21 protein-coding genes and 1 pseudogene are annotated in these 23038 nt (G+C 59.3%); 13 read left to right on the forward strand and 9 right to left on the reverse strand.

What is annotated here, in order from left to right:
* Window position 1 precedes the first annotated feature (1 nt).
* From ACWGZX_RS09720 to mrcB, 3 genes are read right to left on the reverse strand one after another with little or no spacing between them, the layout of a single operon-like run.
* Window positions 2–337, reverse strand: a complete 336-nt coding sequence (locus ACWGZX_RS09720; RefSeq protein WP_452628163.1) for a YqcC family protein — start codon at window positions 335–337, stop codon at window positions 2–4.
* Complete coding sequence (locus ACWGZX_RS09725) at window positions 337–1083, reverse strand: tetratricopeptide repeat protein (RefSeq protein ID WP_452628164.1); 747 nt, start codon at window positions 1081–1083, stop codon at window positions 337–339. Before ACWGZX_RS09725 ends, ACWGZX_RS09720 begins: the two co-directional genes overlap by 1 nt.
* 16 nt (window positions 1084–1099) lie before the next feature.
* A complete protein-coding gene (gene mrcB, locus ACWGZX_RS09730; protein WP_223515688.1) occupies window positions 1100–3424 on the reverse strand; it encodes a penicillin-binding protein 1B in 2325 nt (774 codons plus the stop codon).
* A 117-nt stretch (window positions 3425–3541) separates the two neighbouring features.
* Here mrcB and ACWGZX_RS09735 point away from each other — a divergent pair, with 117 nt between their 5' ends.
* The 3 genes from ACWGZX_RS09735 (at window position 3542) to ACWGZX_RS09745 (ending at window position 6043) form a co-directional block, all read left to right on the forward strand.
* Entirely contained in the window at window positions 3542–5098 is a 1557-nt protein-coding gene (locus ACWGZX_RS09735; RefSeq protein WP_452628165.1) for a bifunctional aminoglycoside phosphotransferase/ATP-binding protein, read from the forward strand.
* Between the two features lie 90 nt (window positions 5099–5188).
* Window positions 5189–5533: a pentapeptide repeat-containing protein gene (locus tag ACWGZX_RS09740; RefSeq protein ID WP_310339230.1), complete on the forward strand. Its 345-nt coding sequence runs from the start codon at window positions 5189–5191 to the stop codon at window positions 5531–5533.
* A gap of 237 nt (window positions 5534–5770) precedes the next feature.
* Window positions 5771–6043, forward strand: coding sequence for a TfoX/Sxy family protein (locus tag ACWGZX_RS09745; protein ID WP_223515680.1), 273 nt, complete (start codon window positions 5771–5773; stop codon window positions 6041–6043).
* A gap of 262 nt (window positions 6044–6305) precedes the next feature.
* Here ACWGZX_RS09745 and ACWGZX_RS09750 read toward each other — a convergent pair whose 3' ends face one another.
* The 4 genes and pseudogenes from ACWGZX_RS09750 to ACWGZX_RS09765 form a co-directional block, all read right to left on the reverse strand.
* A complete protein-coding gene (locus tag ACWGZX_RS09750; protein ID WP_452628166.1) occupies window positions 6306–7157 on the reverse strand; it encodes a ChaN family lipoprotein in 852 nt (283 codons plus the stop codon).
* A gap of 20 nt (window positions 7158–7177) precedes the next feature.
* Window positions 7178–7945 carry a heme ABC transporter ATP-binding protein gene (locus tag ACWGZX_RS09755; protein ID WP_452628167.1) on the reverse strand — a complete coding sequence of 256 codons (768 nt, stop codon included), beginning with the start codon at window positions 7943–7945 and terminating at the stop codon, window positions 7178–7180.
* Window positions 7945–8928 carry a FecCD family ABC transporter permease gene (locus tag ACWGZX_RS09760; protein WP_452628996.1) on the reverse strand — a complete coding sequence of 328 codons (984 nt, stop codon included), beginning with the start codon at window positions 8926–8928 and terminating at the stop codon, window positions 7945–7947. The genes ACWGZX_RS09755 and ACWGZX_RS09760 overlap by 1 nt, the downstream gene beginning before the upstream one ends.
* Before the next feature lie 50 nt (window positions 8929–8978).
* Window positions 8979–9161: pseudogene (locus ACWGZX_RS09765) on the reverse strand (hemin ABC transporter substrate-binding protein); the annotation flags it as partial.
* A 250-nt stretch (window positions 9162–9411) separates the two neighbouring features.
* Here ACWGZX_RS09765 and ACWGZX_RS09770 point away from each other — a divergent pair.
* A complete protein-coding gene (locus ACWGZX_RS09770; RefSeq protein WP_452628168.1) occupies window positions 9412–9729 on the forward strand; it encodes a Rieske (2Fe-2S) protein in 318 nt (105 codons plus the stop codon).
* Here the strand turns inward: ACWGZX_RS09770 and sfsA are convergent.
* Both sfsA and ACWGZX_RS09780 read right to left on the reverse strand, forming a co-directional pair.
* Window positions 9726–10439: a DNA/RNA nuclease SfsA gene (sfsA, locus tag ACWGZX_RS09775; RefSeq protein ID WP_452628169.1), complete on the reverse strand. Its 714-nt coding sequence runs from the start codon at window positions 10437–10439 to the stop codon at window positions 9726–9728. The genes ACWGZX_RS09770 and sfsA overlap by 4 nt on opposite strands.
* Window positions 10439–11611 (reverse strand): pyridoxal phosphate-dependent aminotransferase, encoded by a 1173-nt coding sequence (locus tag ACWGZX_RS09780; protein WP_223515662.1) that lies wholly within the window; start codon window positions 11609–11611, stop codon window positions 10439–10441. The genes sfsA and ACWGZX_RS09780 overlap by 1 nt, the downstream gene beginning before the upstream one ends.
* A gap of 333 nt (window positions 11612–11944) precedes the next feature.
* Here ACWGZX_RS09780 and dksA point away from each other — a divergent pair, with 333 nt between their 5' ends.
* The 9 genes from dksA to panC all read left to right on the forward strand — a co-directional run bounded on the left by dksA (window position 11945) and on the right by panC (window position 22904).
* Window positions 11945–12388, forward strand: a complete 444-nt coding sequence (gene dksA, locus ACWGZX_RS09785) for an RNA polymerase-binding protein DksA (protein ID WP_007948662.1) — start codon at window positions 11945–11947, stop codon at window positions 12386–12388.
* Between the two features lie 204 nt (window positions 12389–12592).
* A complete protein-coding gene (gluQRS, locus tag ACWGZX_RS09790; protein WP_452628170.1) occupies window positions 12593–13489 on the forward strand; it encodes a tRNA glutamyl-Q(34) synthetase GluQRS in 897 nt (298 codons plus the stop codon).
* Between the two features lie 77 nt (window positions 13490–13566).
* Entirely contained in the window at window positions 13567–13743 is a 177-nt protein-coding gene (locus ACWGZX_RS09795) for a hypothetical protein (RefSeq protein WP_003176118.1), read from the forward strand.
* Window positions 13727–16681, forward strand: a complete 2955-nt coding sequence (locus ACWGZX_RS09800; RefSeq protein WP_452628171.1) for a sensor histidine kinase — start codon at window positions 13727–13729, stop codon at window positions 16679–16681. The genes ACWGZX_RS09795 and ACWGZX_RS09800 overlap by 17 nt, the downstream gene beginning before the upstream one ends.
* A gap of 22 nt (window positions 16682–16703) precedes the next feature.
* Window positions 16704–18140: a sigma-54-dependent transcriptional regulator gene (locus ACWGZX_RS09805; protein ID WP_223515653.1), complete on the forward strand. Its 1437-nt coding sequence runs from the start codon at window positions 16704–16706 to the stop codon at window positions 18138–18140.
* An 852-nt stretch (window positions 18141–18992) separates the two neighbouring features.
* Window positions 18993–20393: a polynucleotide adenylyltransferase PcnB gene (locus ACWGZX_RS09810; protein ID WP_223515650.1), complete on the forward strand. Its 1401-nt coding sequence runs from the start codon at window positions 18993–18995 to the stop codon at window positions 20391–20393.
* 3 nt (window positions 20394–20396) lie between these two features.
* Entirely contained in the window at window positions 20397–20882 is a 486-nt protein-coding gene (gene folK / locus ACWGZX_RS09815; RefSeq protein WP_452628172.1) for a 2-amino-4-hydroxy-6-hydroxymethyldihydropteridine diphosphokinase, read from the forward strand.
* A gap of 364 nt (window positions 20883–21246) precedes the next feature.
* On the forward strand, window positions 21247–22047 hold the full coding sequence (gene panB / locus ACWGZX_RS09820) for a 3-methyl-2-oxobutanoate hydroxymethyltransferase (RefSeq protein WP_452628173.1): 801 nt from the start codon (window positions 21247–21249) through the stop codon (window positions 22045–22047).
* Complete coding sequence (gene panC, locus ACWGZX_RS09825) at window positions 22044–22904, forward strand: pantoate--beta-alanine ligase (RefSeq protein ID WP_452628174.1); 861 nt, start codon at window positions 22044–22046, stop codon at window positions 22902–22904. Before panB ends, panC begins: the two co-directional genes overlap by 4 nt.
* Window positions 22905–23038 lie beyond the last annotated feature (134 nt).

The following is a 23038-nucleotide window of genomic DNA, read 5'->3' on the forward strand; positions in this document are numbered from 1 at the left end:
GTTAGCGGGAGGTGGTGATCAGCCGGTCGAACTCTTTGAGCAGCACTTGCAGCTGCCGGTCCTTGCCCTGGACATCACGGGCGGCGAAGACCATTTCGGCCATCTCCTGAATGCCGGATACGGTGGGCAATGGCAGATCTTGCTCAAGGATCATTTTCATCCGAGGCAAGAAGATCCATTGCAGCCACTGCTCGAAGTCCAGCGTATCGACCGAAAACGGCTCGACGCTGGAAAGCGCTTCAGCGGAAGGCGAAACGTCATCCCACCACCGCTGCACCCGCAGTTCACGCTCGATCAGCAGCAACTGGTCGGCAATCTTCGAAAAGCGTACGTCCATCACAGCGAAACCTTGGCCTTCTGACGGGCCAATGTTGCGCCGGCAGAGTCACCCTGCTTCTCGCGCGCCTGGGCAATCAAATCCCAGAGGCTGGCCTGAAGATCCGGACGGCCATTGGCGAACGTCAGACCACGACGAGCGAATTGCTCAGCCTGCGCGGCATCCCCTTGAGCCATGCGCACTTGAGCCAGGCGATAAAGCACTTGCGGCTCACGCGGCGCGACTCGCTGAGCACGCTCCAGACTGGACGAAGCACCGTTGAGGTCGCCGCTTGCCTGTTGCTGCTGAGCCGTGGTCAACAACGCCAGCACCGGACCATCCAGCTGCTCGTCGGCTGACAGACCGCCAGCGCTCGCCGAAGGAATTCCGCTCGGCGTCGGCGGCATGCTGTAACTGCCCTGATTGATCGGTGCTGACTGGACCGGCGACGTGTCGATCGGCCCAGGAGTAATCGGGCCCGGCGTAATTGGCGAGGTACTGATCGGCGCAGAGGTGGCGGCGCCGCCACCCGGGACCATCACCACTACACCGGTGTCGCCTTGCGGAATCGCCTGGGTTTGGGATTGGGTTTGCGCTTGCGCAGGACGCTTCACAGTCGACTTGCGAAAGCCACCATTCGCCGAAATCCGCTCACTGTTAGACACAGCCGTGCCGGCATCCTCAACCGGAATCGATCCACGTTGTACGGTGGAGCAACCGCTGAGCAACGCCACGGTGACAACCGCTGGTATCAACCACTTGTTCACTTGAATCCCTCTTTGCTTAATTCATCCAGCCCTTGACCCAATCCATCACCGTTTCACCGGAAGCAGGGCCTTCGCCACCACAAGCCGCACCGGGAGGTGGTTCGCTGCCGCGAATATACGGCATCTGTACAGCGCCTGGGCAGCCCGCATCGGAGCCTTGCCCGGTACGCGAATCGACCCAGGCTTGAACTACGTTGTCCGGCTGCGGCATGTCCAGCGGCAGCGGATCGGCCTTACGCATGAAACTGGTCCAGACCTGCAAGGCACCGGTGGCACCCGTAAACGGCGTCTTGCCGTTGTCATCGCGGCCCAGCCAGACCACCGCCAGCAAGTCCTGACTGAAACCGGCGAACCAGCTGTCCCGGGAATCGTTACTGGTACCGGTCTTGCCGGCCAGGGTCAGGGTCTTCGGCAACACGTTATAAACCGAACTGCCGGTACCTTCACGCATGACCCGCTGCATGGCGCTCTGGATCAGGTAAATGGATGCCGGGTCAAAACGCTGCTCGATCTGGAACGGATAGCGCTTGAGCGGTTCACCTTCGGCGGTCAATACGCTACGAATCCCGCGCATCGGCGTATTGAAACCACCGTTGGCGAGGGTCTGGTACATGGTCGCCACTTCAATTGGCGTCATGCCACCTGCGCCCAGCAACATCGACGGGAACGCCGGGAATTCGCGAGTCACGCCCAAGCGAGCCAGGGTTTTGAGGACATTCGGTACACCCATTGCCAAGCCGAGACGCGCGGTCGACAGGTTGTAGGAATGCGCCAGCCCCTGATACAGGAAAACCGTACCGTGGGAACGGTGATCGTAGTTCTGCGGTTTCCAGACCTGACCATCCGCGCCTTTGACCGAGAAGGATTCGTCCGACAGCCAGCTGGTCAGAGTGTATTGAGTGGGTTTTTCAAGAGCCGTCAGATAGACCGCCGGCTTGATCAACGAACCGATGGGGCGTACCGCGTCCAGTGCACGGTTGAAACCGGCAAAACTGGCCTGACGGCTGCCAATCATGGCCTGGACCTCACCGGTTTCCGGGTTGGTCACGACCATGGCCGCTTCGACTTCATCGGAACCCTTGCGACCGGACAGACGCTTGAAGGTGTCGTTGACGGAGGCTTCGGCTTTCATTTGCAGAATCGGGTCGAAGCTGGTGAAGATCCGCAGCCCCTCTTCGGTCAAGTCTTCGTCGCGGTAGTCTTCGCGCAACTGGCGTTTAACCAGATCGATAAAGCCCGGGAACGAACTGTCGGCCAGCTTGCCGCGGGTTGTCACACCCAGTGGCATTTTCTTCGCGGCAGCGACCTGCTCAGCGGTGGCGACGCCTTGTTGTTCAAGAACATCGAGCACCAGATTGCGTCGCTCCAGCGCCCGCTCAGGATTGCGACGCGGGTTGTAATAGGATGGCCCCTTGACCATCCCCACCAACATGGCAACTTGATGCAGTTTCAGTTCGGACAACGGCTGCCCGAAGAAGAACTGGCTGGCCAGACCGAAACCGTGAACCGCACGCTGGCCGTCCTGACCGACGAACACTTCATTGAGGTAGGCCTCAAGAATTTCTCGTTTGTCGTAATGCAGCTCAAGCAACATCGCCATCATGGCTTCGGTGAGTTTGCGCGACAGGCTGCGTTCACTGGTCAGGTAGAAGTTCTTGACCAACTGTTGTGTCAGCGTACTGCCGCCCTGGGTCATCTTGCCGCCAGAGGTGTTGACGTAGACGGCTCGGACAATCGACTTGGGTGACACGCCCCAGTGGCTATAGAAATCCCGGTCTTCCACGGCAACCAGGGTTTCCAGCAGATAAGGCGGCACCTGATCGAGTTTGATCAGGATGCGGTCTTCCAGGTTTTTCGGGTAAATCCCGCCGATCATCAGCGGCTCCAGCCGCACTACCGAAAGCTTCGAACCGTCGGTCGCCGAGAGCTCCGCTACATAGTCACCGGAGAACCGTACGCGCACGGGCTGGGGCTTTTCCAGGCCTTCATAGAACTGGAAGCCACGCGTGTTCAAATCGACGGTATTGCCGTTGACCGACGCAGCGCCCGGGCCGTTGCTTACGCTTTCACGTCGGTAGCCCAAAGCGTCAAGCTCTGTGAGGAAGTCATCCTTGCTCAGCTTCTGGCCGGTGAACAGCTCAAGCGGGCGCGCATACACCTTGGCCGGGATAGTCCAGCGTTTGCCGGAGAATTTTTCCTGGACGATAGCGTCGAGGTAAACCGCGAATCCGGCGAGCACGACGAGGCCGACCAGACTGAGTTTAAGGGCCCAGCCCAGCCACGGGCTCAGGCCCCTGGAAGGTGGTTTTTTTGGAGTGCGGGGGGATCGAGTACGAGTCATGGCGGCGGATTATACGCACTTTATTCATACTCAACAGGCGCCCTCCAAGGTTTGCGTCAGGCGGACTTGCGGCCATAATGGCGCCTTGAATTTTTCCCAGACTCTGAAGGATCGCCTGTGAGCCAGTCCCTGATCGCCGCTCTGCAAAACCCGGCCCTCTACCCGCATCCGGTAGACGGGTTCCAGGTCATCGAAACCCATATTTCCTGGGTCATCCTCACAGGCCCCTTTGCTTATAAAGTGAAGAAGCCAGTGAATTTCGGCTTCCTCGACTTCTCCAGCCTCGAAGCCCGCGAGCACTTCTGCGGTGAAGAACTGCGATTGAACCAGCGCCTGACCAACGATTTGTACCTGGAAGTGTTGCCAATCACCGGCAGCGCCGAAGCACCACAACTGGGCGGTGAAGGTCCGGTCGTCGATTTCGCCCTGAAAATGCGTCAATTCCCACAAAGCCAGCTGCTCAGCACCTTGCAGGCCAATGGCGAACTGACCACCGCGCACATCGACGAGATGGCCGCGCAGATCGCTCAATTCCACCTCAATGCGCCGAAAGTCCCTGCCGAACACGAAGCTGGCTCCCCGGACAGCGTCATGGCGCCCGTGCGTCAGAACTTCGAACAGATCCGCCCGTTCCTCAGCGACAAGGCCGATCTGCTACAACTCGATGCCCTGCAAGCCTGGGCCGAAAGCAGCTTCGAACGTCTCAAGCCACTGTTCGCCCAGCGCAAGGCCGAGGGTTTCATTCGTGAATGCCACGGTGATATCCACCTGGGTAACGCCACCGTGATCGATAACAAGGTCGTGATCTTCGACTGCATCGAGTTCAACGAACCGTTCCGCTTCACCGACGTCTACGCCGACACCGGCTTCCTGGCGATGGACCTGGAAGACCGTGGCCTGAAGTGCCTCGCGCGCCGTTTCGTCAGCCAATACCTGGAGCTGACCGGCGATTATCAGGGCCTTGAGCTGCTGAACTTCTATAAAGCCTACCGCGCACTGGTTCGCGCCAAGGTCAGCCTGTTCAGCATGCCGGCCGAAGCCGATCCGGTGCAGCGCGCCACGACCCTGCGCCAGTACCGCAACTACGCCAACCTCGCGGAAAGCTACAGCACCATTCCTTCGCGTTTCATGGCGATTACCCACGGCGTGTCCGCCGTCGGCAAGAGCCACGTCGCCATGCGTCTGGTCGAAGCACTGGGCGCCATTCGCCTTCGCTCGGATGTAGAACGCAAACGTCTGTTCGGCGAACAAACCGTACCGAATGACCCGCAGGCCGGCATTTATAGTGCCGACGCCAGCGCCGCCACCTACAGCCGTCTGCATGAGATTGCCGGGGTCATCCTGCGCGCCGGTTTCCCGGTGGTGATTGATGCCACTTACCTCAAGCGCGACCAGCGCGACGGCGCGGCAAAAATCGCCGAGGCCACGGGTGCACCGTTCCTGATCCTCGATTGCAATGCGCCGCAAGCCGTAATCGAGAGCTGGCTGGCCCTGCGCCAGGCAGACAACAAGGATCCGTCCGACGCCAACCTGGCCGTTATCGAAGCCCAGCAAGCCCATCGTGAACCGCTGACGCCAGCAGAGATTCTGTGCAGCAAGCGTGTCCAGACCAATGAAAGCGGGACCCTCGACACGGTCGTTGCGCAAATTCGTCAACGCATGCCAGGCCTGTAAAACTATTTTCAGCCGTGAAGCCTCCACTGGCTTCACGGCTGTCAAATAGTGGCACTACACTGGCGTCATAAAACCATCAGGTGATGCGACATGAGCCAGCCCAAATTTCTCGACACCCCGCTGTATGCCTTGCTGCACAAAGACGACATCACAGGCTTCAACAACGAACGGCCCAAAGACGGACCTATCGACATGGTCGGTGGCGATTTCCGCGGCCTGGACTTGCGTGAGCTGAACGCTGATGGCGTCGACTTTACCGATGCCTATTTCCGTTCCGCGGACTTGCGCGGCATCGACTTTCGCAACGCATCCCTCGAAGGTGCCAGCCTTGCCCACGCACAGATCTCCGGCGCGTACTTCCCGCCAGAGCTGAGCGCAGATGAGATCCTGATGTCGATGAACTTCGGCACTCGCCTGCGTTATCGCACTCGCTAAAAACGACGTGTTACCTGACCAGTCCAGCGCCCCCGCTTTGCGCTGGACTCCGTGTTTGCTCCCGACAGCTAGACTTCCAGTACCCACCCCATTGCGTTCGCCAACATTCACCCAAGTTGAGTTTGCTTCTTAGAAGCTTTTGCGTCGAAAACCGCCAAACAATTACGCTTTTCCTACTGATGGCTACACTCCTGAGAACTTCGCTCACGCGCCGTTCGGCCGTCGCAAGGAGGCTTGATGAATGATGAACTGCAACACCTGAAGAATCTTGGCAAGACGTCGGCGCAGTGGCTGCATGCCGTGGGTATCCATAGCGCCTCGGACTTGCGTCGCCTTGGGGCGGTGGATGCGTATCGGGCCGTGCGTACTCGCGGGTTTCGGGCGTCCAAGGTGTTGTTGTATGCGATCGAAGGCGCATTGATGGATGTGCACTGGAACGACATTCCAGCTGAGCGCAAAGAAGACTTGAACAAACAACTGGAAGCGATTTCGTCGCGCCACAAGGCTTGAGGCATTGATTTCGCCAGGCGCGTAGCGCGATTACCCAGTGATTACTGAGCTTTGAAACAGGTTGACGATGCATTTAAAAGAAATCAAAAAACAGCGGTTGACTTGGTAATGAGAATCGCTATGATTACCACAACTGGTTGCGAGACTGGTCGATATTTGAAAAGCCCTTGGTTCGGACTCTCAGATATCTCCTCATCAGGCTAATCACGGTTATTTGACCCGGCTCTTGCCGGGTTTTTTTTGCCCGTGAAAAACCCGGACGTTATTTGCCGAACTGCTGACGCATCTGCGCGCAATAATCCTGAGGCGGTGAAGCAGGGGTGTACCAGACGTAATCGGCCATTGCTGCTGTTACCACGGCCCCCTGCTCTGCCAGCATCAATACCGTCGGCGCTTGCGCCTGGCCCAAATCCAGCACATGGATCGGCACGCCAACGTCCTTGCGCGCGTGATAGGCACCGGCAAACAGCAGTGAGGGTGTCGGGGCTGCCAGCAAACGCTCAGCCATTCGCCGATCTCGTTGCTGCTGGACCGCCAACATGGCGGGCATTTGTGAAGTGGGCAGCAAGCCGCAATGGGAGTCGCTGATCTGTGCCAGCAACACTTCCTTGACCGACGCCGCATTGGACCGCGAACCGCTCAATGCCGGCGGTTTGGCGTAGACCGCACGAACCTCGAGGTTATCCAGATTGGCCGCGAGCAGCGGATAAGGCTGAGTCAGCGCGAAACGTACGATCGGCCCGTACAGGTCCCAGTCCCAACCCTCCTGCCAAGCCAAAGCAGCAGGCAAGTTTTCCGGTGGCGTCGAGGCATGACGAACATCATCGACGCGCTGTTGTTGATCGGGCGTAAGCATTTCCAGGAGCAAACTGCCTTGTGGCCGCCGTTCACCCAGCGACTGCAGCAACCACAGTTGCAGTTGGTGGTGATCGTGATTGTCATGCTGCTCACCGACGATCAGCAGCGAAGGCTTGGCAAGTCGTTCGATCAGTTCCTGCGCCGTCAGAGTTTCACCCGTACTCAGGTCCCGAATGTCAGCGCTGACCGGCGGTGGCTCCGAGACATGCTGGCAGGCACTCAACAGCAGTACGGCCAACAGTAAAATTCCACGCATGTTCACCTCGATGAAAAGTATCAGCGGGCGATGATCAGCGGATGCCCACGCTCCGGATGCTGCTGGACCAATACTTCCAGCCCGAACACGGCTTTGAGCGGCTCGGGTTTCAGGACCTGTTCCGGCGTATCCAGTGCCACCGGACGCCCGCCCTCAAGCAGTAACAGACGATCACAATAACGCGCCGCCAGGTTCAGATCATGCAAGATGACCAACACGGCCGCGCCGCGATCGGCAAATTCGCGCACCGCTTGCAGTGTGGTGTGCTGATGCAGCGGGTCGAGCATCGAGGTCGGCTCATCGAGCAACAGCGTCTGCCCCGCCTCGCCCGGCCAGAGCTGCGCCAGCACCCGGGCCAGATGCACCCGCTGACGCTCGCCGCCGGACAACGCCAGATAGCTGCGACCACTCAGGTGCCCGGCATCGGCGGCGTGCAACGCGGCAGCGACAATCTCGTCATCGCGTACCCGACCGCTTTGATGGGGCAAACGCCCCATACCCACCACTTCTTCGACGCGAAAGGCAAAGTCCAGGGTCGACACCTGCGGCAGCACCGCCAGACGTTGCGCGCGCAACGCGGCGGCCCAGTGACGCAACTCGCGATCATCGAGCCAGACGCTTCCCTGATGGGCGTGCAATTCGCCGCACAAGGCACTCAGCAAAGTACTTTTGCCGGCGCCATTGGGGCCGAGCACGCCAAGCACTTCGCCAGGCAGGAGTTCAAGCGTGATGTCCGTCAGCACAGTCTTGGCACCGCGACGGATTTGCAGGTTCTGCGAGCGCAACATCAGGCGCGCCTCCGAAGCAACAAGAACAGGAAAAATGGCGCACCAATAAAGGCCGTGACGATGCCGATCGGCAGTTCGGCGGGCGCCAGGGCCAGTCGCGCCACCAGATCGGCAAACAACAGAAGACTCGCACCTGCCAGTACCGAGGCTGGCAACAATACTCGATGATCGGGACCGGCCAACAAACGCACGAGGTGCGGAACGACCAACCCGACAAATCCAATCATCCCCGCCGCCGCCACCGCCGCGCCAACCCCCAGTGCTGTGCAGAACACCAATTCGCGCTTGAGCCCCTCGACGTTAATGCCCAGGTGACCGGCCTCCGACTCCCCCAGCAACAACGCATTCAAGGCCTTGGCTCGACGCGGCAACCACAGCGCCACGCCCGCACTCACCACCAGCAATGGCCAGAGTCGCGCGTAACTGGCGCCATTGAGGCTGCCCAAATTCCAGAACGTCAGCGTACGCAGGGTCGCGTCGTCAGCCAGATAGGTGAACAACCCCACCGCCGAACCCGCCAGAGCGGTCAATGCGATACCGGCCAGCAGCATCGTCGCGACGTTCGTCTGGCCGTTTCGTCGGCCCAGTCGATACACCAGCGCCGTCACCCCCAAGCCACCGAGAAACGCACATACCGACAGCAAATAAGGCCCGAACGACTCGGGCAGGCCGCCAAACATTGACCCGCCCACAATCGCGATGGCCGCACCCAATGCTGCGCCGCTGGACACCCCCACCAATCCCGGGTCCGCCAGCGGGTTACGAAACAGGCCCTGCATCGCCACACCGGTCAGCGCCAGCACGCCGCCCACCGCCAGTCCCAGCAAGGTTCGCGGCAGACGGATCTGCCCCACGATCAATTCGGCTTGTTCCAGACCGTCCGGCGCAATCGGCAATCCGACCAGGCGTAGCGCAGCGTGCAAGGTGTCAAGCAACGGCAAACTGACCGGCCCCAGTGCCAGCGACAGCCAGATCGCCAGCAAACACAGAAGGCTCAGGCCAATGAACAGTGCACGAGGTTTAACCAGGACGGTCATTGGCCGGCCGTGCCAGGAAAGAACCCGTCAGACAGCTTTTTCAGGCTATCGGGCAACCGTGGTCCCAGCCCGCCCACCAGCAACGTCGGATCCAGCTCTATGACTCGACCGTCCCTCGCCGCGCGGGTCGAGGACAGCATCGGGTTTTCCTTGAACAGCGCGGCACGCGCCGCATCCCCTACCCAACGTTGCGGCAACTCGGCCGCTGCGCCATGGTGACTGACGAAGAGTCCGACACAGAGCGCAACAACGCGGGTACTCAGGCGCATACACAGCTTCCTTTACAGTTTTTCCGGGCATCGAGATGGCAGGCCACGTATTCTCGGCCTCTGGCACCTGCGCCCGACGGGCAGGCGGCCATTTGATAATTGCTTGCATTTGAACGTCAAGCTCGGACATTTCTGGTCACGAGATGCATTGAGGATATACATGAAGTTTCTTTGCACAGGTGCCGAATTGGCTGACGCCAGCAGTCGCGGTTTCGACATCGAGGGGCAGAAGCTCTTTGCCGTACGCCGCGGTGGCCAGGTTTACATCTACATCAATCGCTGCCCGCACCGTGGTGTTGGCCTGGAATGGAAACCCGACCAGTTTCTCGACCCCAGCAACAGCCTGATCCAGTGCGCCACCCACGGCGCACTATTCCTGATCGAAGACGGCGAATGCGTTTCCGGCCCCTGCGCCGGTCAATCGTTGACCGCCGTGCCCTGCCGTGAAGACGCGCAAGGCATCTGGGTCAGCCTTTAGCCGTTGAGCAGCACGTCCAGGCGCCGATCAACCACCATCTCCTCATGGGTCAAACGCACGCCATAGGCCAGCACCTCGACCCCGCACGCCACGGCCTCACGCAAGGCCGCCGCGTAGGCCGAATCGATTTCTTCTGCAGGACGCACGGCTTCTATGCCGGTCAGGTTGACGCAATACAACTGAACCGCACGAATCCCGTCTCGGGCCAAGTGCGCCAATTCGCGCAAATGCTTGGCCCCGCGTTGGGTCACCGCATCGGGAAACGCGGCCACCGAAGAACCGTCGAAGCCCAGGGTGACGCTTTTGACTTCTACATAAGCCGGGCCGCAGGGGTAATCGAGACGAAAATCGATTCGGCTGCTTTCCTGCCCATAGGCGACTTCGCGCTTGAGCTCGGTAAAACCGTTCAGCTCACTGATCACACCGGCGCGCAGTGCCTCTTCAATCAATCCATTGGCTCGCCCGGTATTGACGCAAAACAAGCGCCCTTGAGGGGTTTCGCCGACTTCCCAGGTGCCGGGCAACTTGCGCTTCGGGTCATTGGAGCGGCTGAACCAGACCTGCCCACCTTCAACCTGGCAATTGAGCATCGAGCCCGTATTGGGACAATGTATTGTCAGCAACTCGCCGCTAACGGTTTCGATATCGGCGAGAAAACGCTTGTAACGACGGATCAGGCGCCCTTCTTCGAGGGGAGGATTAAAACGCATCAGCCTTGCCAGCTCTTCAAACCGCGAGCGATCCGCTCGACCGCTTCCTGCAAGCGCGGCAGGCTTTGGGTGTAGGCAAAACGCACGTGGTGCCCTGCGTGAAAGCGCCCGAAATCCAGTCCCGGGGTAATTGCCACATGTTCGGTTTCGAGGAAGTGCCGGCAGAACGCGAAGGCATCACCGCCGAACTTGCTGATATCCGCGTACAAATAGAACGCGCCTTCCGGCTCCACGGCAATGCCAAAACCCAATTCACGCAAGGCTGGCAGCAGGAAATCGCGACGACGACCAAATTCGGCGCGACGCTCTTCGAGAATGCTGATGGTTGCCGGCTCAAAGCAGGCCAATGCGGCGTATTGGGCCATGCTCGGCGCGCTGATGTAGAGGTTTTGCGCGAGCTTTTCCAACTCACCTACGGCTGCCTCCGGCGCAACCAGCCAACCGAGACGCCAGCCGGTCATGCCGAAATACTTGGAAAAGCTGTTGAGCACAAATGCGTTGTCATCGACTTCCAGCACGCTGGCGGCATCGGTGCCGTACGTCAGACCGTGATAGATCTCATCCACCACCAGATGGCCGTGTCGCAGCTTGATCGCCGCAGACAACCCCGCCAGTTCGTCGCGAGTCAGGATCGTCCCGGTCGGATTGGCCGGGGAAGCCACTAACGCGCCGACGCTGTCGTGGTCCCAGTGACGCGCGACCAGATCAGGGGTTAGCTGATAACGCACCTCCGGGCCTACAGGAACAAGCTGCGCCGCACCCTCCACCAATCGCAGAAAGTGCCGGTTGCAGGGGTAGCCCGGATCCGCCAACAGCCAGTGCTTGCCCGGGTCCACCAGCAAGGCGCTGGCCAGCAACAAGGCGCCCGAACCGCCGGGGGTGATGAGGATTCGTTTGGGGTCAATGTTCAACCCATAACGCTGCTGATAGAAATTGGAAATGGCTTCTCGAAGCTCGGGAATGCCCCGCGCAGCGGTGTAACGGGTCTTACCTGCCGTCAAAGCGGCCTGGCCTGCCTGAATGATCGGCTCGGCGGTGGTGAAGTCAGGCTCGCCGATTTCCAGGTGAATCACGTCGTGGCCAGCGGCTTGCAGTTCATTGGCCCGCGCCAGCAACGCCATGACGTGGAAAGGTTCGATTGCACGACTGCGGGCACTGTAGGACTGAGCCATTAGCCTTCCTTCAACAGAGAAAAGAATCAATTCTACCCAAGCGCAGGAACGAGCGAGAGCTTAAAGCGGTCAGACGCCTTAGCACCTGACCATAAACGACTCAAACGAGTATCCCAAGTTTGACTAAAATCAATATTTGACCAGGTCTCCAACACCACCAGACAAGGCTTTGCAATGATTTGCAAGGGCCCCGAGCCACTACTTCAACATCCGGGAGTAGCGCGCCCCGATTTGATCTGGTAAGTTCGCCCGCTTGCAGCCGCAGGGCCGGCAGGTGTCGGTGATGGAGCAATCCTGCGCAGATGGATTACAAGAGTAGAGGCGGTCCATTTCATGCCCACCCAAGCAAAGCAACAGCAAAGCACGACAATCAGCGGCTTCGAACCCTACAAAGAAGTGAAGGGCGAGGAGTACATGGGCAAGCCCATGCGCGCGCACTTCACCAAGATCCTGAACAAGTGGAAACAGGACTTGATGCAGGAAGTCGACCGTACTGTTGATCACATGAAAGACGAAGCGGCCAACTTCCCGGACCCGGCAGACCGTGCCAGCCAGGAAGAAGAGTTCAGCCTCGAGCTGCGTGCCCGTGACCGCGAGCGCAAGCTGATCAAGAAGATCGACAAGACACTGCAACTGATTGAAGACGAAGAATATGGCTGGTGCGAGTCCTGCGGCGTCGAAATCGGCGTCAAGCGACTGGAAGCCCGCCCTACCGCCGACATGTGCGTTGACTGCAAGACCCTGGCGGAAATCAAGGAAAAACAAGTCGGCAAGTAACATCGACTTGAACGAAGAACGGAGCGTGCGAACGCTCCGTTTTTGTTTCTGACGTCAGCCAATACTTGCTGCGCTTTCAAAATCGCCATCGCGAGCAAGCTCGGCTCCTACAAGGGCTGGCGCAATCTCCTGTAGGAGCCGAGCTTGCTCACGATGGCGGTTTCAAGCCGTGCCCCACAGGACCAGACAAAGTAACATTCGTCCATGACTGCCATCACCTCCCCCACCTACATCGGGCGTTTCGCCCCCACGCCCAGTGGACACTTGCATTTCGGTTCGCTGGTCGCCGCACTGGCTTCATACCTCGACGCCCGCGCGGTGGGTGGCCGTTGGCTGATGCGCATGGAAGACCTCGACCCGCCACGGGAAGAACCCGGTGCTCAGGCGGCGATTCTCAAGGCACTTGAAAGCTACGGTTTTGAGTGGGACGGCGAAATGGTCCGTCAGAGCGACCGGCACGAGGCTTACGCTGAAGTGCTCAATCGCCTGTTCAATCATGGCCTGGCTTACGCCTGCACCTGCTCGCGCAAACAATTGGAACCGTATCACGGCATTTATCCAGGGCTGTGCCGCAACGCCGGCCACGGCACAGAAGACGCAGCGATTCGCTTGCGCGTGCCCGAACTGGAATACCACTTCATCGACCGCGTGCAAGGTGAATTTCGCCAGCATCTGGGTCGCGAGGTGGGCGATTTTGTGATTCGCCGTCGCGATGGGCTCTACGCTTATCAACTGGCGGTCGTACTGGACGATGCCTGGCAAGGCATCACCGACATTGTGCGTGGCGCCGACCTGCTGGATTCCACGCCGCGCCAGCTCTATCTGCAAGAACTGCTCGGCCTGCGCCAACCGCGTTATCTGCACATCCCGCTGATTACCCAGCCCGATGGCAACAAACTCGGCAAATCCTACCGCTCGCCGCCGCTGACCGAAGACCAGGCGACACCTTTATTGCTGCGCGCATTGCGCGCACTCGGGCAAAACCCCGCTACCGAACTGGCTTACGCCAGCCCACGGGAAGTGTTGAACTGGGGCATTGCCCACTGGGATGCGGCGCTGATCCCGCGCACACTGAACCTGCCCGAGGCGCAACTGCAGTGATCGCACTTGCAGTGGCGCGCCCATCCGTTACCATCGCCGCACGTTTTCGGGCACGCGCATAAAAAAGAGAGGCCGGGATGTACATCTATCGCTTGGTCCTGCTCCTGGTAGTGGGGATTTATCTGTTCTCCCCGGCCATCATGGATTGGTGGATCGACGCCACTGGCGCCTGGTATCGCCCTTATCTGCTCTGGCTGATTCTGATCGTCGTGACCTTCATCCTGCAGAGTCAAAAAGATGCCGATGAGCTTTAGCCTGACCCAGATGATCCTGATCAGCGCCGCGTACCTGGCGGTGCTGTTCGGCGTGGCCTGGGTCAGTGAACGGGGCATGATCCCCCGGGCGATCATTCGCCACCCGTTGACCTACACCCTTTCATTGGGCGTTTACGCCAGTGCCTGGGCGTTTTACGGCACAGTGGGCCTGGCCTATCAGTACGGCTACGGTTTTTTATCCAGCTACCTCGGGGTCTCAGGCGCATTTTTGCTGGCGCCGGTGCTGCTCTACCCGATCCTGAAAATTACCCGCACCTATCAGCTGTCGTCGCTGGCCGACTTGTTCGCGTTCCGCTTTCGCAGTACATGGGCTGGCGCGCTGACTACGGTCTTCATGCTGATCGGCGTGTTGCCGCTGCTGGCCTTGCAGATTCAAGCGGTCGCCGACTCCATCAGCATTCTCACCCGTGAGCCGGTGCAGCATCGGGTCGCCCTGAGTTTCTGTGCACTGATTACGCTGTTTACGATCTTCTTTGGCTCCCGCCACATCGCCACCCGCGAGAAACATGAAGGCCTGGTGTTCGCCATTGCCTTCGAGTCGGTGATCAAGTTGATCGCCATCGGCGGTGTCGGCCTGTATGCGTTGTACGGCGTGTTCGACGGCCCGCAACAGCTGGAACTGTGGCTTCTGCAAAACCAGACCGCCCTCGCCGCCCTGCACACGCCGCTGCAAGAAGGGCCGTGGCGGACGTTGCTGCTGGTGTTCTTCGCTTCTGCGATTGTGATGCCGCACATGTATCACATGACCTTTACCGAGAACCTCAACCCACGTTCGCTGGTCAGTGCGAGCTGGGGCTTGCCCCTGTTCCTACTGCTGATGAGCCTGGCAGTGCCGCTGATTCTCTGGGCTGGCCTGAAACTCGGCGCCACCACCAATCCCGAATATTTCACCCTGGGCATCGGCATCGCCGCCAACAGCAAAGCCTTGGCGCTGTTGGCGTATGTCGGTGGTCTGTCGGCGGCAAGCGGCCTGATCATCGTCACCACCCTGGCGCTGTCCGGGATGGCACTGAACCATCTGGTGTTGCCGCTCTATCAACCACCGGCCGAAGGCAACATCTACCGCTGGCTGAAGTGGACCCGTCGGGCGCTGATCGTTGCGATCATCATGGCCGGCTATGGCTTCTACCTGCTGCTGGGTACAGATCAGGATCTGGCGAACCTCGGCATCGTCGCGTTTGTCGCCACGTTGCAGTTCCTGCCGGGGGTACTGTCGGTTCTGTACTGGCCGACCGCCAACCGCCGCGGCTTCATTGCCGGTTTGCTGGCGGGGATTCTGGTGTGGCTGGTAACGATGTTGTTACCGCTGGTGAGCAATCTGCAGGGTTTCTATATTCCGCTGCTGAACATGATCTACGTGCTGGACGACACCAGTTGGCACATGGCGGCCATTGCCTCGCTGGCTGCCAACGTGCTGATGTTCACCCTGATCTCGCTGTTCACCAACGCCAGCCCGGAAGAAGCCAGTGCCGCCGAAGCTTGCGCCGTGGACAACGTGCGTCGCCCGCAACGCCGCGAATTGCACGCAGCTTCCCCTCAGGAATTCGCTACGCAGCTGGCAAAACCCTTAGGTGCCAAGGCGGCGCAGAAAGAAGTCGAACAGGCGCTGCGCGATCTCTATCTGCCATTCGACGAGCGCCGCCCATACGCCTTGCGCCGCTTGCGCGACCGCATCGAAGCCAACCTGTCCGGCCTGATGGGCCCGAGTGTGGCGCAGGACATGGTCGAAACATTCCTGCCTTATAAGGCGGGCGGCGAGAACTATGTCACCGAAGACATTCACTTCATCGAAAGTCGCCTTGAGGATTACCATTCGCGCCTGACCGGCCTTGCCGCCGAACTCGATGCCCTGCGCCGCTATCACCGCCAGACCCTGCAGGAACTGCCAATGGGCGTCTGCTCGCTGGCCAAGGATCAGGAAATCCTCATGTGGAACAAAGCCATGGAGGAACTGACGGGGATTGCCGCGCAGCGTGTGGTGGGTTCGCGCCTGAGCACCATTGCCGATCCGTGGAAAGAACTGCTGCAAGGCTTCATTAATTTGCCGGACGAGCATTTACACAAACAGCACCTAGCCCTCGATGGCCAGACCCGCTGGCTGAACCTGCACAAAGCGGCGATCGATGAACCGCTCGCACCGGGTAACAGCGGCTTGGTGTTGCTGGTGGAAGACCTGACCGAAACCCAGATGCTCGAAGACAAACTGGTGCACTCCGAGCGCCTGGCCAGCATCGGTCGACTCGCGGCGGGCGTGGCCCATGAAATCGGCAACCCGATCACCGGCATTGCTTGTCTGGCGCAAAACCTGCGCGAAGAGCGCGAAGACGATGGCGAACTGAAGGAAATCAGTGGACAGATCCTGGAGCAGACCAAGCGCGTGTCACGCATCGTCCAGTCGCTGATGAGCTTCGCCCACGCCGGCAGCCACCAGCAAAGCGACGAGCCCGTCTGTCTGGCCGAAGTGGCTCAGGATGCCATCGGCTTGCTGGCGCTGAACCGACGCAATTTCGAAGTGCAGTTCTATAATTTGTGCGACCCCGATCACTGGGTCGAAGGCGATCCACAGCGACTCGCCCAAGTACTGATCAACCTACTCTCAAACGCCCGCGACGCCTCGCCTCCCGGCAGCGCGGTACGGGTTAAAAGCGAAGCCGGCGAACACACGGTCGACTTGATCGTGGAAGACGAAGGCAGCGGTATTCCGAAGAACATCATGGACCGATTGTTCGAACCTTTCTTCACCACCAAGGATCCTGGCGAAGGCACCGGTCTGGGCCTTGCACTGGTCTATTCCATCGTTGAAGAGCATTATGGACAAATCACCATCGACAGCCCGGCTGATATTCAAAGCCAACGCGGCACCCGTATCCGGGTGACCTTGCCGCGTCATGTCGAAGCGACGTCCGCTGTGAACTGAGACCGTCGAGAGTATCGAATCAATGCCGCACATTTTGATCGTCGAAGACGAAACAATTATCCGCTCCGCCTTGCGCCGCCTGCTGGAACGTAACCAGTACCAGGTCAGCGAAGCCGGTTCAGTGCAGGAAGCACAAGAACGCTTCACTATTCCCACGTTCGACCTGATCGTCAGTGACCTGCGCCTACCCGGCGCGCCTGGCACCGAGTTGATCAAACTCGGCCAAGGCACACCTGTGCTGATCATGACCAGCTACGCCAGCCTGCGTTCGGCGGTCGACTCGATGAAGATGGGCGCGGTGGATTACATCGCCAAGCCTTTCGATCACGATGAAATGCTTCAGGCCGTCGCCCGTATCCTGCGCGACCGGCAATCACTGCCAGCCAACGGCGAACCTGCCGCTGGCAAAGCTGGCAATGGCGCCGCAAAAGCTGGCGTCGATAACAGCAACGGCGAAATCGGCATTATCGGTTCGTGCCCGCCGATGCAGGACCTGTACAGCAAAATCCGCAAAGTCGCGCCAACCGATTCCAATGTCCTGATTCAAGGTGAATCCGGTACCGGTAAAGAGTTGGTGGCGCGTGCCCTGCATAACCTGTCCAAGCGCGCCAAGGCACCGATGATTTCGGTGAACTGCGCGGCCATTCCGGAAAGCTTGATCGAGTCCGAGCTGTTCGGTCACGAAAAAGGCGCGTTCACGGGCGCCAGCGCCGGGCGTGCCGGTCTGGTGGAAGCGGCAGACGGCGGCACCCTGTTCCTCGATGAAATCGGCGAATTGCCCCTTGAAGCCCAGGCCCGCTTGCTACGCGTGTTGCAGGAAGGCGAAATTCGCCGGGTGGGCTCGGTGCAATCGCAGAAGGTCGACGTACGCCTGATCGCCGCGACTCACCGGGACCTCAAGAGCCTGGCAAAAATCGGCCAGTTCCGTGAAGACTTGTATTACCGCCTCCACGTGATCGCCCTGAAGCTGCCGGCCTTGCGCGAGCGCGGTGCGGACGTTAACGAAATCGCCAATGCCTTCCTGGCGCGGCAGAGCGCGCGGGTCAACCGCACCGATCTGAAATTCGCCCCGGATGCCGAACAAGCAATTCGTCATTACACCTGGCCAGGTAACGTTCGTGAGCTGGAAAACGCCGTCGAGCGCGCGGTCATTCTGTGCGAGAGCCCGGAAATTTCGGCCGAGCTGCTAGGTATCGACATCGAACTGAGTGGCCTGGAAGAGGATGAGTTCATCGGCCTGGCACCACAGCAGGGCAACAATGGCGGTAACTCCAGCCATGAGCCGACCGAAGACCTGTCACTGGAAGACTACTTCCAGCACTTCGTCCTCGAGCATCAGGACCACATGACCGAAACCGAACTGGCCCGCAAACTCGGGGTCAGCCGCAAATGCCTGTGGGAGCGTCGTCAGCGCCTGGGCATCCCGCGGCGCAAGACCGGGGTCGCCAGCGAAAGCTGAATGGCACCTGTCTGATGCGCGGGTAACACATGACTTTCTGAAAAAACTGTTACCTCAGATTTTTCACGTAACAGAAACCGGGGCTTACGGTAACGAAGCCCCGGTTTTTTTGGGCCTGAAAAAACCCCACCGACCGACCTAACTCCTTGTTTTACTGGGGTTAGCAAAAGTTGGCACGCACCCTGCAATATGTTTGGTACAAGAACAATAACAAGCAATGCATAACATAATAAAAATAAGACGAATCGACTCACGCACAATAAAAACAAGACGGCGAGAGGCGCAGCTAACTGATTCTTTTGGAGAGGCGTTGTATTTGGGGGATCGCCCCACGACCAGGCCGAGAATAATAAAAAACTGTCCTAAGACAGTGCCTGAACTGGTTGGATCGCAAGATCACTGCAGCACAGCGACCAAAGCAATCCGTTTGCTCTTGGCTCCCGATTGGGAGGGTCATGAAGGAAAATTTTCATGACGAGGGCACTTAACAAAAACAAAAAGCCCGAAACCAATAATAAAAATAGAGCATGCAACTACTTCTTGGGGAGCTTCGGCTCCCCTTGTAGTTTCTGGCCCTTTGTGGCGAGGGGGCTTGCCCCCGTTCCAGTGCGCAGCACTGGCAATATTTCGGAAACGTTTAAGAGCTTTGGGCTGCTTCGCAACCCAACGGGGGCAAGCCCCCTCGCCACAGTGCGCTGCTCGTCAGCTGCTACACCGATCGCGTCTGCCAGATATCCCCTTCAAGCGCTTGCGCAGCTTCCTACACCATCCCTCGACTAAATGCTAGAATCCCCGCCCATCATGCGGTCATTCTTCTGTTATGGCCGAACATTCCTTCAAACAGTGCATCCCATGCTGAAGAAGCTGTTCCAGTCATTCCGTTCTCCCAAGCGTCATACGCAACACATTCGCAGTACGCCTGAAGTGCTCAACAGCGGCCAACACTCGCTGCAAAAGGCCCAATTCAGCCGTTACGCGGTGAATATCGTCGAACGCCTGCAGAACGCCGGTTACCAGGCTTACCTGGTCGGCGGCTGTGTGCGTGACATGCTGCTCGGCATCACGCCCAAGGATTTCGACGTCGCCACCAGCGCCACACCTGAACAGGTGCGTGCCGAATTCCGCAATGCGCGGATCATTGGTCGTCGATTCAAGCTGGTGCACATTCACTTCGGTCGTGAAATCATCGAAGTCGCAACCTTCCGCGCCAATCACCCGCAAAACGACGAGGAAGAAGACAGCAACCAGTCTTCCCGTAATGAAAGCGGGCGCATCCTGCGCGATAACGTCTACGGCACACTGGAAGAAGACGCGCAACGCCGCGACTTCACCATCAACGCCCTGTACTACGATCCGGTCAGCGAGCGCATTCTTGACTACGCCAACGGCGTACACGACATCCGCAATCACTTGATCCGCCTGATCGGCGACCCGAAACAGCGCTACCAGGAAGACCCGGTACGGATGCTGCGGGCCGTGCGTTTTGCCGCCAAGCTGAATTTCGGTATTGAAAAACACAGCGCCTTGCCGATTCGCGAGCTGGCACCGATGCTGCGCGAAATCCCGTCGGCCCGTCTGTTCGAAGAAGTGCTCAAGTTGTTCCTCTCCGGCCACGCCGCGGACACCTTCGAGATGCTGGTCGACCTGCAACTGTTCGATCCGTTGTTCCCGGCCAGTGCCGAGGCGCTGGAATATAACCCGACGTACACCCACACCCTGATCAGCGACGCACTGATCAACACAGACTTGCGGATCAAGCAGAACAAACCGGTGACCCCGGCGTTCCTGTTTGCCGCCCTGCTGTGGCCTGCTCTGCCGGCTCGTGTACTGCGCCTGCAAGAACGTGGCATGCCACCGATTCCGGCCATGCAGGAAGCGGCTCACGAACTGATCGCCGAACAGTGCCAACGCATCGCAATCCCGAAACGCTTCACCATGCCGATCCGTGAGATCTGGGACATGCAGGAGCGCCTGCCACGCCGTAGCGGCAAGCGCGCCGACCTGTTGCTGGACAACCCACGGTTCCGTGCCGGTTACGACTTCTTGCTGCTGCGCGAAAGCGCCGGTGAGCAGACTGATGGCCTGGGTGAATGGTGGACGGATTATCAGGACGCCAATGACAGCGAACGTCGCGACATGATCCGCGACCTCAGCGGCAAGGAAGACGGCACCGGCGCACCACGCAAACGTCGCCGTAGCGGTGGCGCCAAGCGTAAACGCGCAGCCGGCGAACCGAGCGTCTCGGGCGAGTAATCCATGGAACGCATCTACATCGGCATGGGCAGCAATCTGGCTGACCCCGCCGAACAATTGCGCAACGCCGTCGATGCGCTGGCGCAGCTGCCACAGACCGAGCTGGTCGGGGTGTCCGCGTTTTATCAGAGCGACTCGCTGCTGCCTGGCCAACCGCGTTACACCAACGCGGTCGCCGCCCTCGACAGCACCCTCACACCGCTGGACCTGCTCGATGCGCTGCAAGCCATCGAGAACGAACAGGGTCGCGAACGTCTTGAACGCTGGGGGCCACGCACCCTGGATCTGGACATCGTGCTGTTTGGCGATCGGCTGATCGACGAGCCTCGCCTCAAAGTCCCTCACTACCACCTGCAGGAAAGGGCCTTTGTCCTGTATCCGCTAGCCGAGCTGGCGCCTGCGGATTTGCGTTTGGCCGATGGTCGCAGCCTTGCCGAATTGCTCGCGGCCTGCCCGTTCATCAGCCTGGAACGCCTCTCCAAAAATTGACGCAAATCCCATGTGGGAGCGAGCCTGCTCGCGAATGCGGTATGTCATTCAACATTGATGTTGGCTGTTCCACCGCTTTCGCGAGCAGGCTCGCTCCCACATTGGTTTGGTGTTGAGCACAGAATCTGCTGCTGAATCGCATCAGTCACACCGGTAACACCCCCGTCGTAACAACGCGGTAACACATCCAATTGACTTCCCGAGTTCTCCTCACGACTATAGGCGTCCCGCTGCCGCCAACACGGCATTGAAGGGCGCAATCCAGGCCTTAAAAGCATGACAACAGACCGTGCGCCTGTATTTAACGAAGAATCACGCGCGTTACTCGCAGTAGTTTCCACAGCGCCTGAATGAGGATCTTTTCATGCCAGCCATCACCCTGACCACTCTGCAAGGTCTCAAGCAAAAAGGTGAAAAAATCACCATGCTGACCTGCTATGACGCAACCTTCGCCCACGCCTGCAATGAGGCTGGCGTCGAGGTGCTGCTGGTGGGCGACTCCCTCGGCATGGTTTTGCAGGGGCACGACAGCACCCTGCCCGTGACGACCGCTGACATGGCTTACCACGTGGCAGCCGTCAAACGCGGCAACACCGATGCGTTCATCCTCGCTGACCTGCCGTTCATGGCCTACGCCACCACCGAACAAGCCATGACCAACAGTGCCCTGTTGATGCAAGCCGGTGCGCACATGGTCAAGGTAGAAGGCGCTCTGTGGCTGGCAGACTCGATCCGCCTGCTGGCCGAGCGCGGCATCCCGGTTTGCGCGCACTTGGGGCTGACGCCGCAATCGGTGAACATCCTGGGCGGTTACAAAGTCCAGGGTCGCAACGAAAACCAGGCTCGGCAAATGCGTGCCGATGCCATTTCGCTGGAACAGGCCGGGGCCGCCATGTTGCTGCTTGAATGCGTGCCCAGCGAACTGGCCGAAGAAATTACCCAGGCCGTGAAGATTCCGGTCATTGGAATCGGCGCCGGCAGTGGCACCGACGGCCAGGTACTGGTCCTGCACGACATGCTGGGCTTGTCGATTACTGGTCGCGTGCCAAAATTCGTGAAGAACTTCATGACCGGACAGCACACCATTCAAGCAGCCCTGAATGCTTACGTGACTGAAGTCAAAGAGGCGACTTTCCCAGGTATCGAACACGGATTCTCTGCATGAACACCGTAAAAACCGTACGCGAACTGCGGGCCGCCGTGGCCCGTGCCCGCAGTGAAGGCAAGCGCATCGGCTTCGTGCCGACCATGGGCAACCTGCACAGCGGTCATATTGCGCTGATTACCAAAGCCTCCCAACGGGTGGATTTCGTGGTCGCGAGCATTTTCGTCAATCCGTTGCAATTCGGTGTCGGCGAAGACCTCGACAAGTACCCGCGCACCCTCGCCGCCGACCAGGAGAAACTGCTCCAGGCCGGTTGCCACTTGCTGTTCGCGCCTAGCGCTGAAGAAATGTACCCCGACGGCATGGCCGGCCAGACGCGCGTCAGCGTTCCGCTGTTGTCTGAAGGCCTGTGCGGCGCCAGCCGTCCAGGGCATTTTGAAGGTGTGGCGACGGTGGTCAGCAAATTGTTCAACATGGTCCAGCCGGACCTCGCGGTCTTCGGCCAGAAAGACTACCAGCAACTGGCGGTGATCAAATCCCTGGTCCATGACCTGAACATGCCGGTCCAGATCATTGGTGAGCCGACTGTCCGTGCGGCCGACGGCCTGGCACTGTCTTCTCGCAATGGTTTCCTCAGCGAAGAGCAGCGGGCTGTGGCGCCGGTGGTCTATCGCACACTGAGTTCGATTGCCGACGCGATCAAACAGGGTGAGCGGGATTTCCCCGCGCTGATCGACGCGCAGATCAAACAGCTTGAAGTGGCTGGATTGCGTCCCGATTACCTGGAGATTCGCCATGCGCTGACCTTGCGTCCGGCCACGGCAGATGATCGCGATCTGGTGATTCTGGTCGCGGCGTTCCTTGGCACCACACGGTTGATCGACAACCTGCACCTGAATCTCGACGCCTCTGCCTAAAACACCACCACCCCTGTAGGAGCTGGCTTGCCAGCTCCTACATTGGTCTCCCGCGTCAATTCCTGCATTGTATTGCTGCCCTTTGAGGCTTCGGGCAAACTGCCCGCCGTTCGATTCCGACCTGGGAAAACACT

The organism is Pseudomonas sp. CLCA07 (assembly GCF_053615335.1).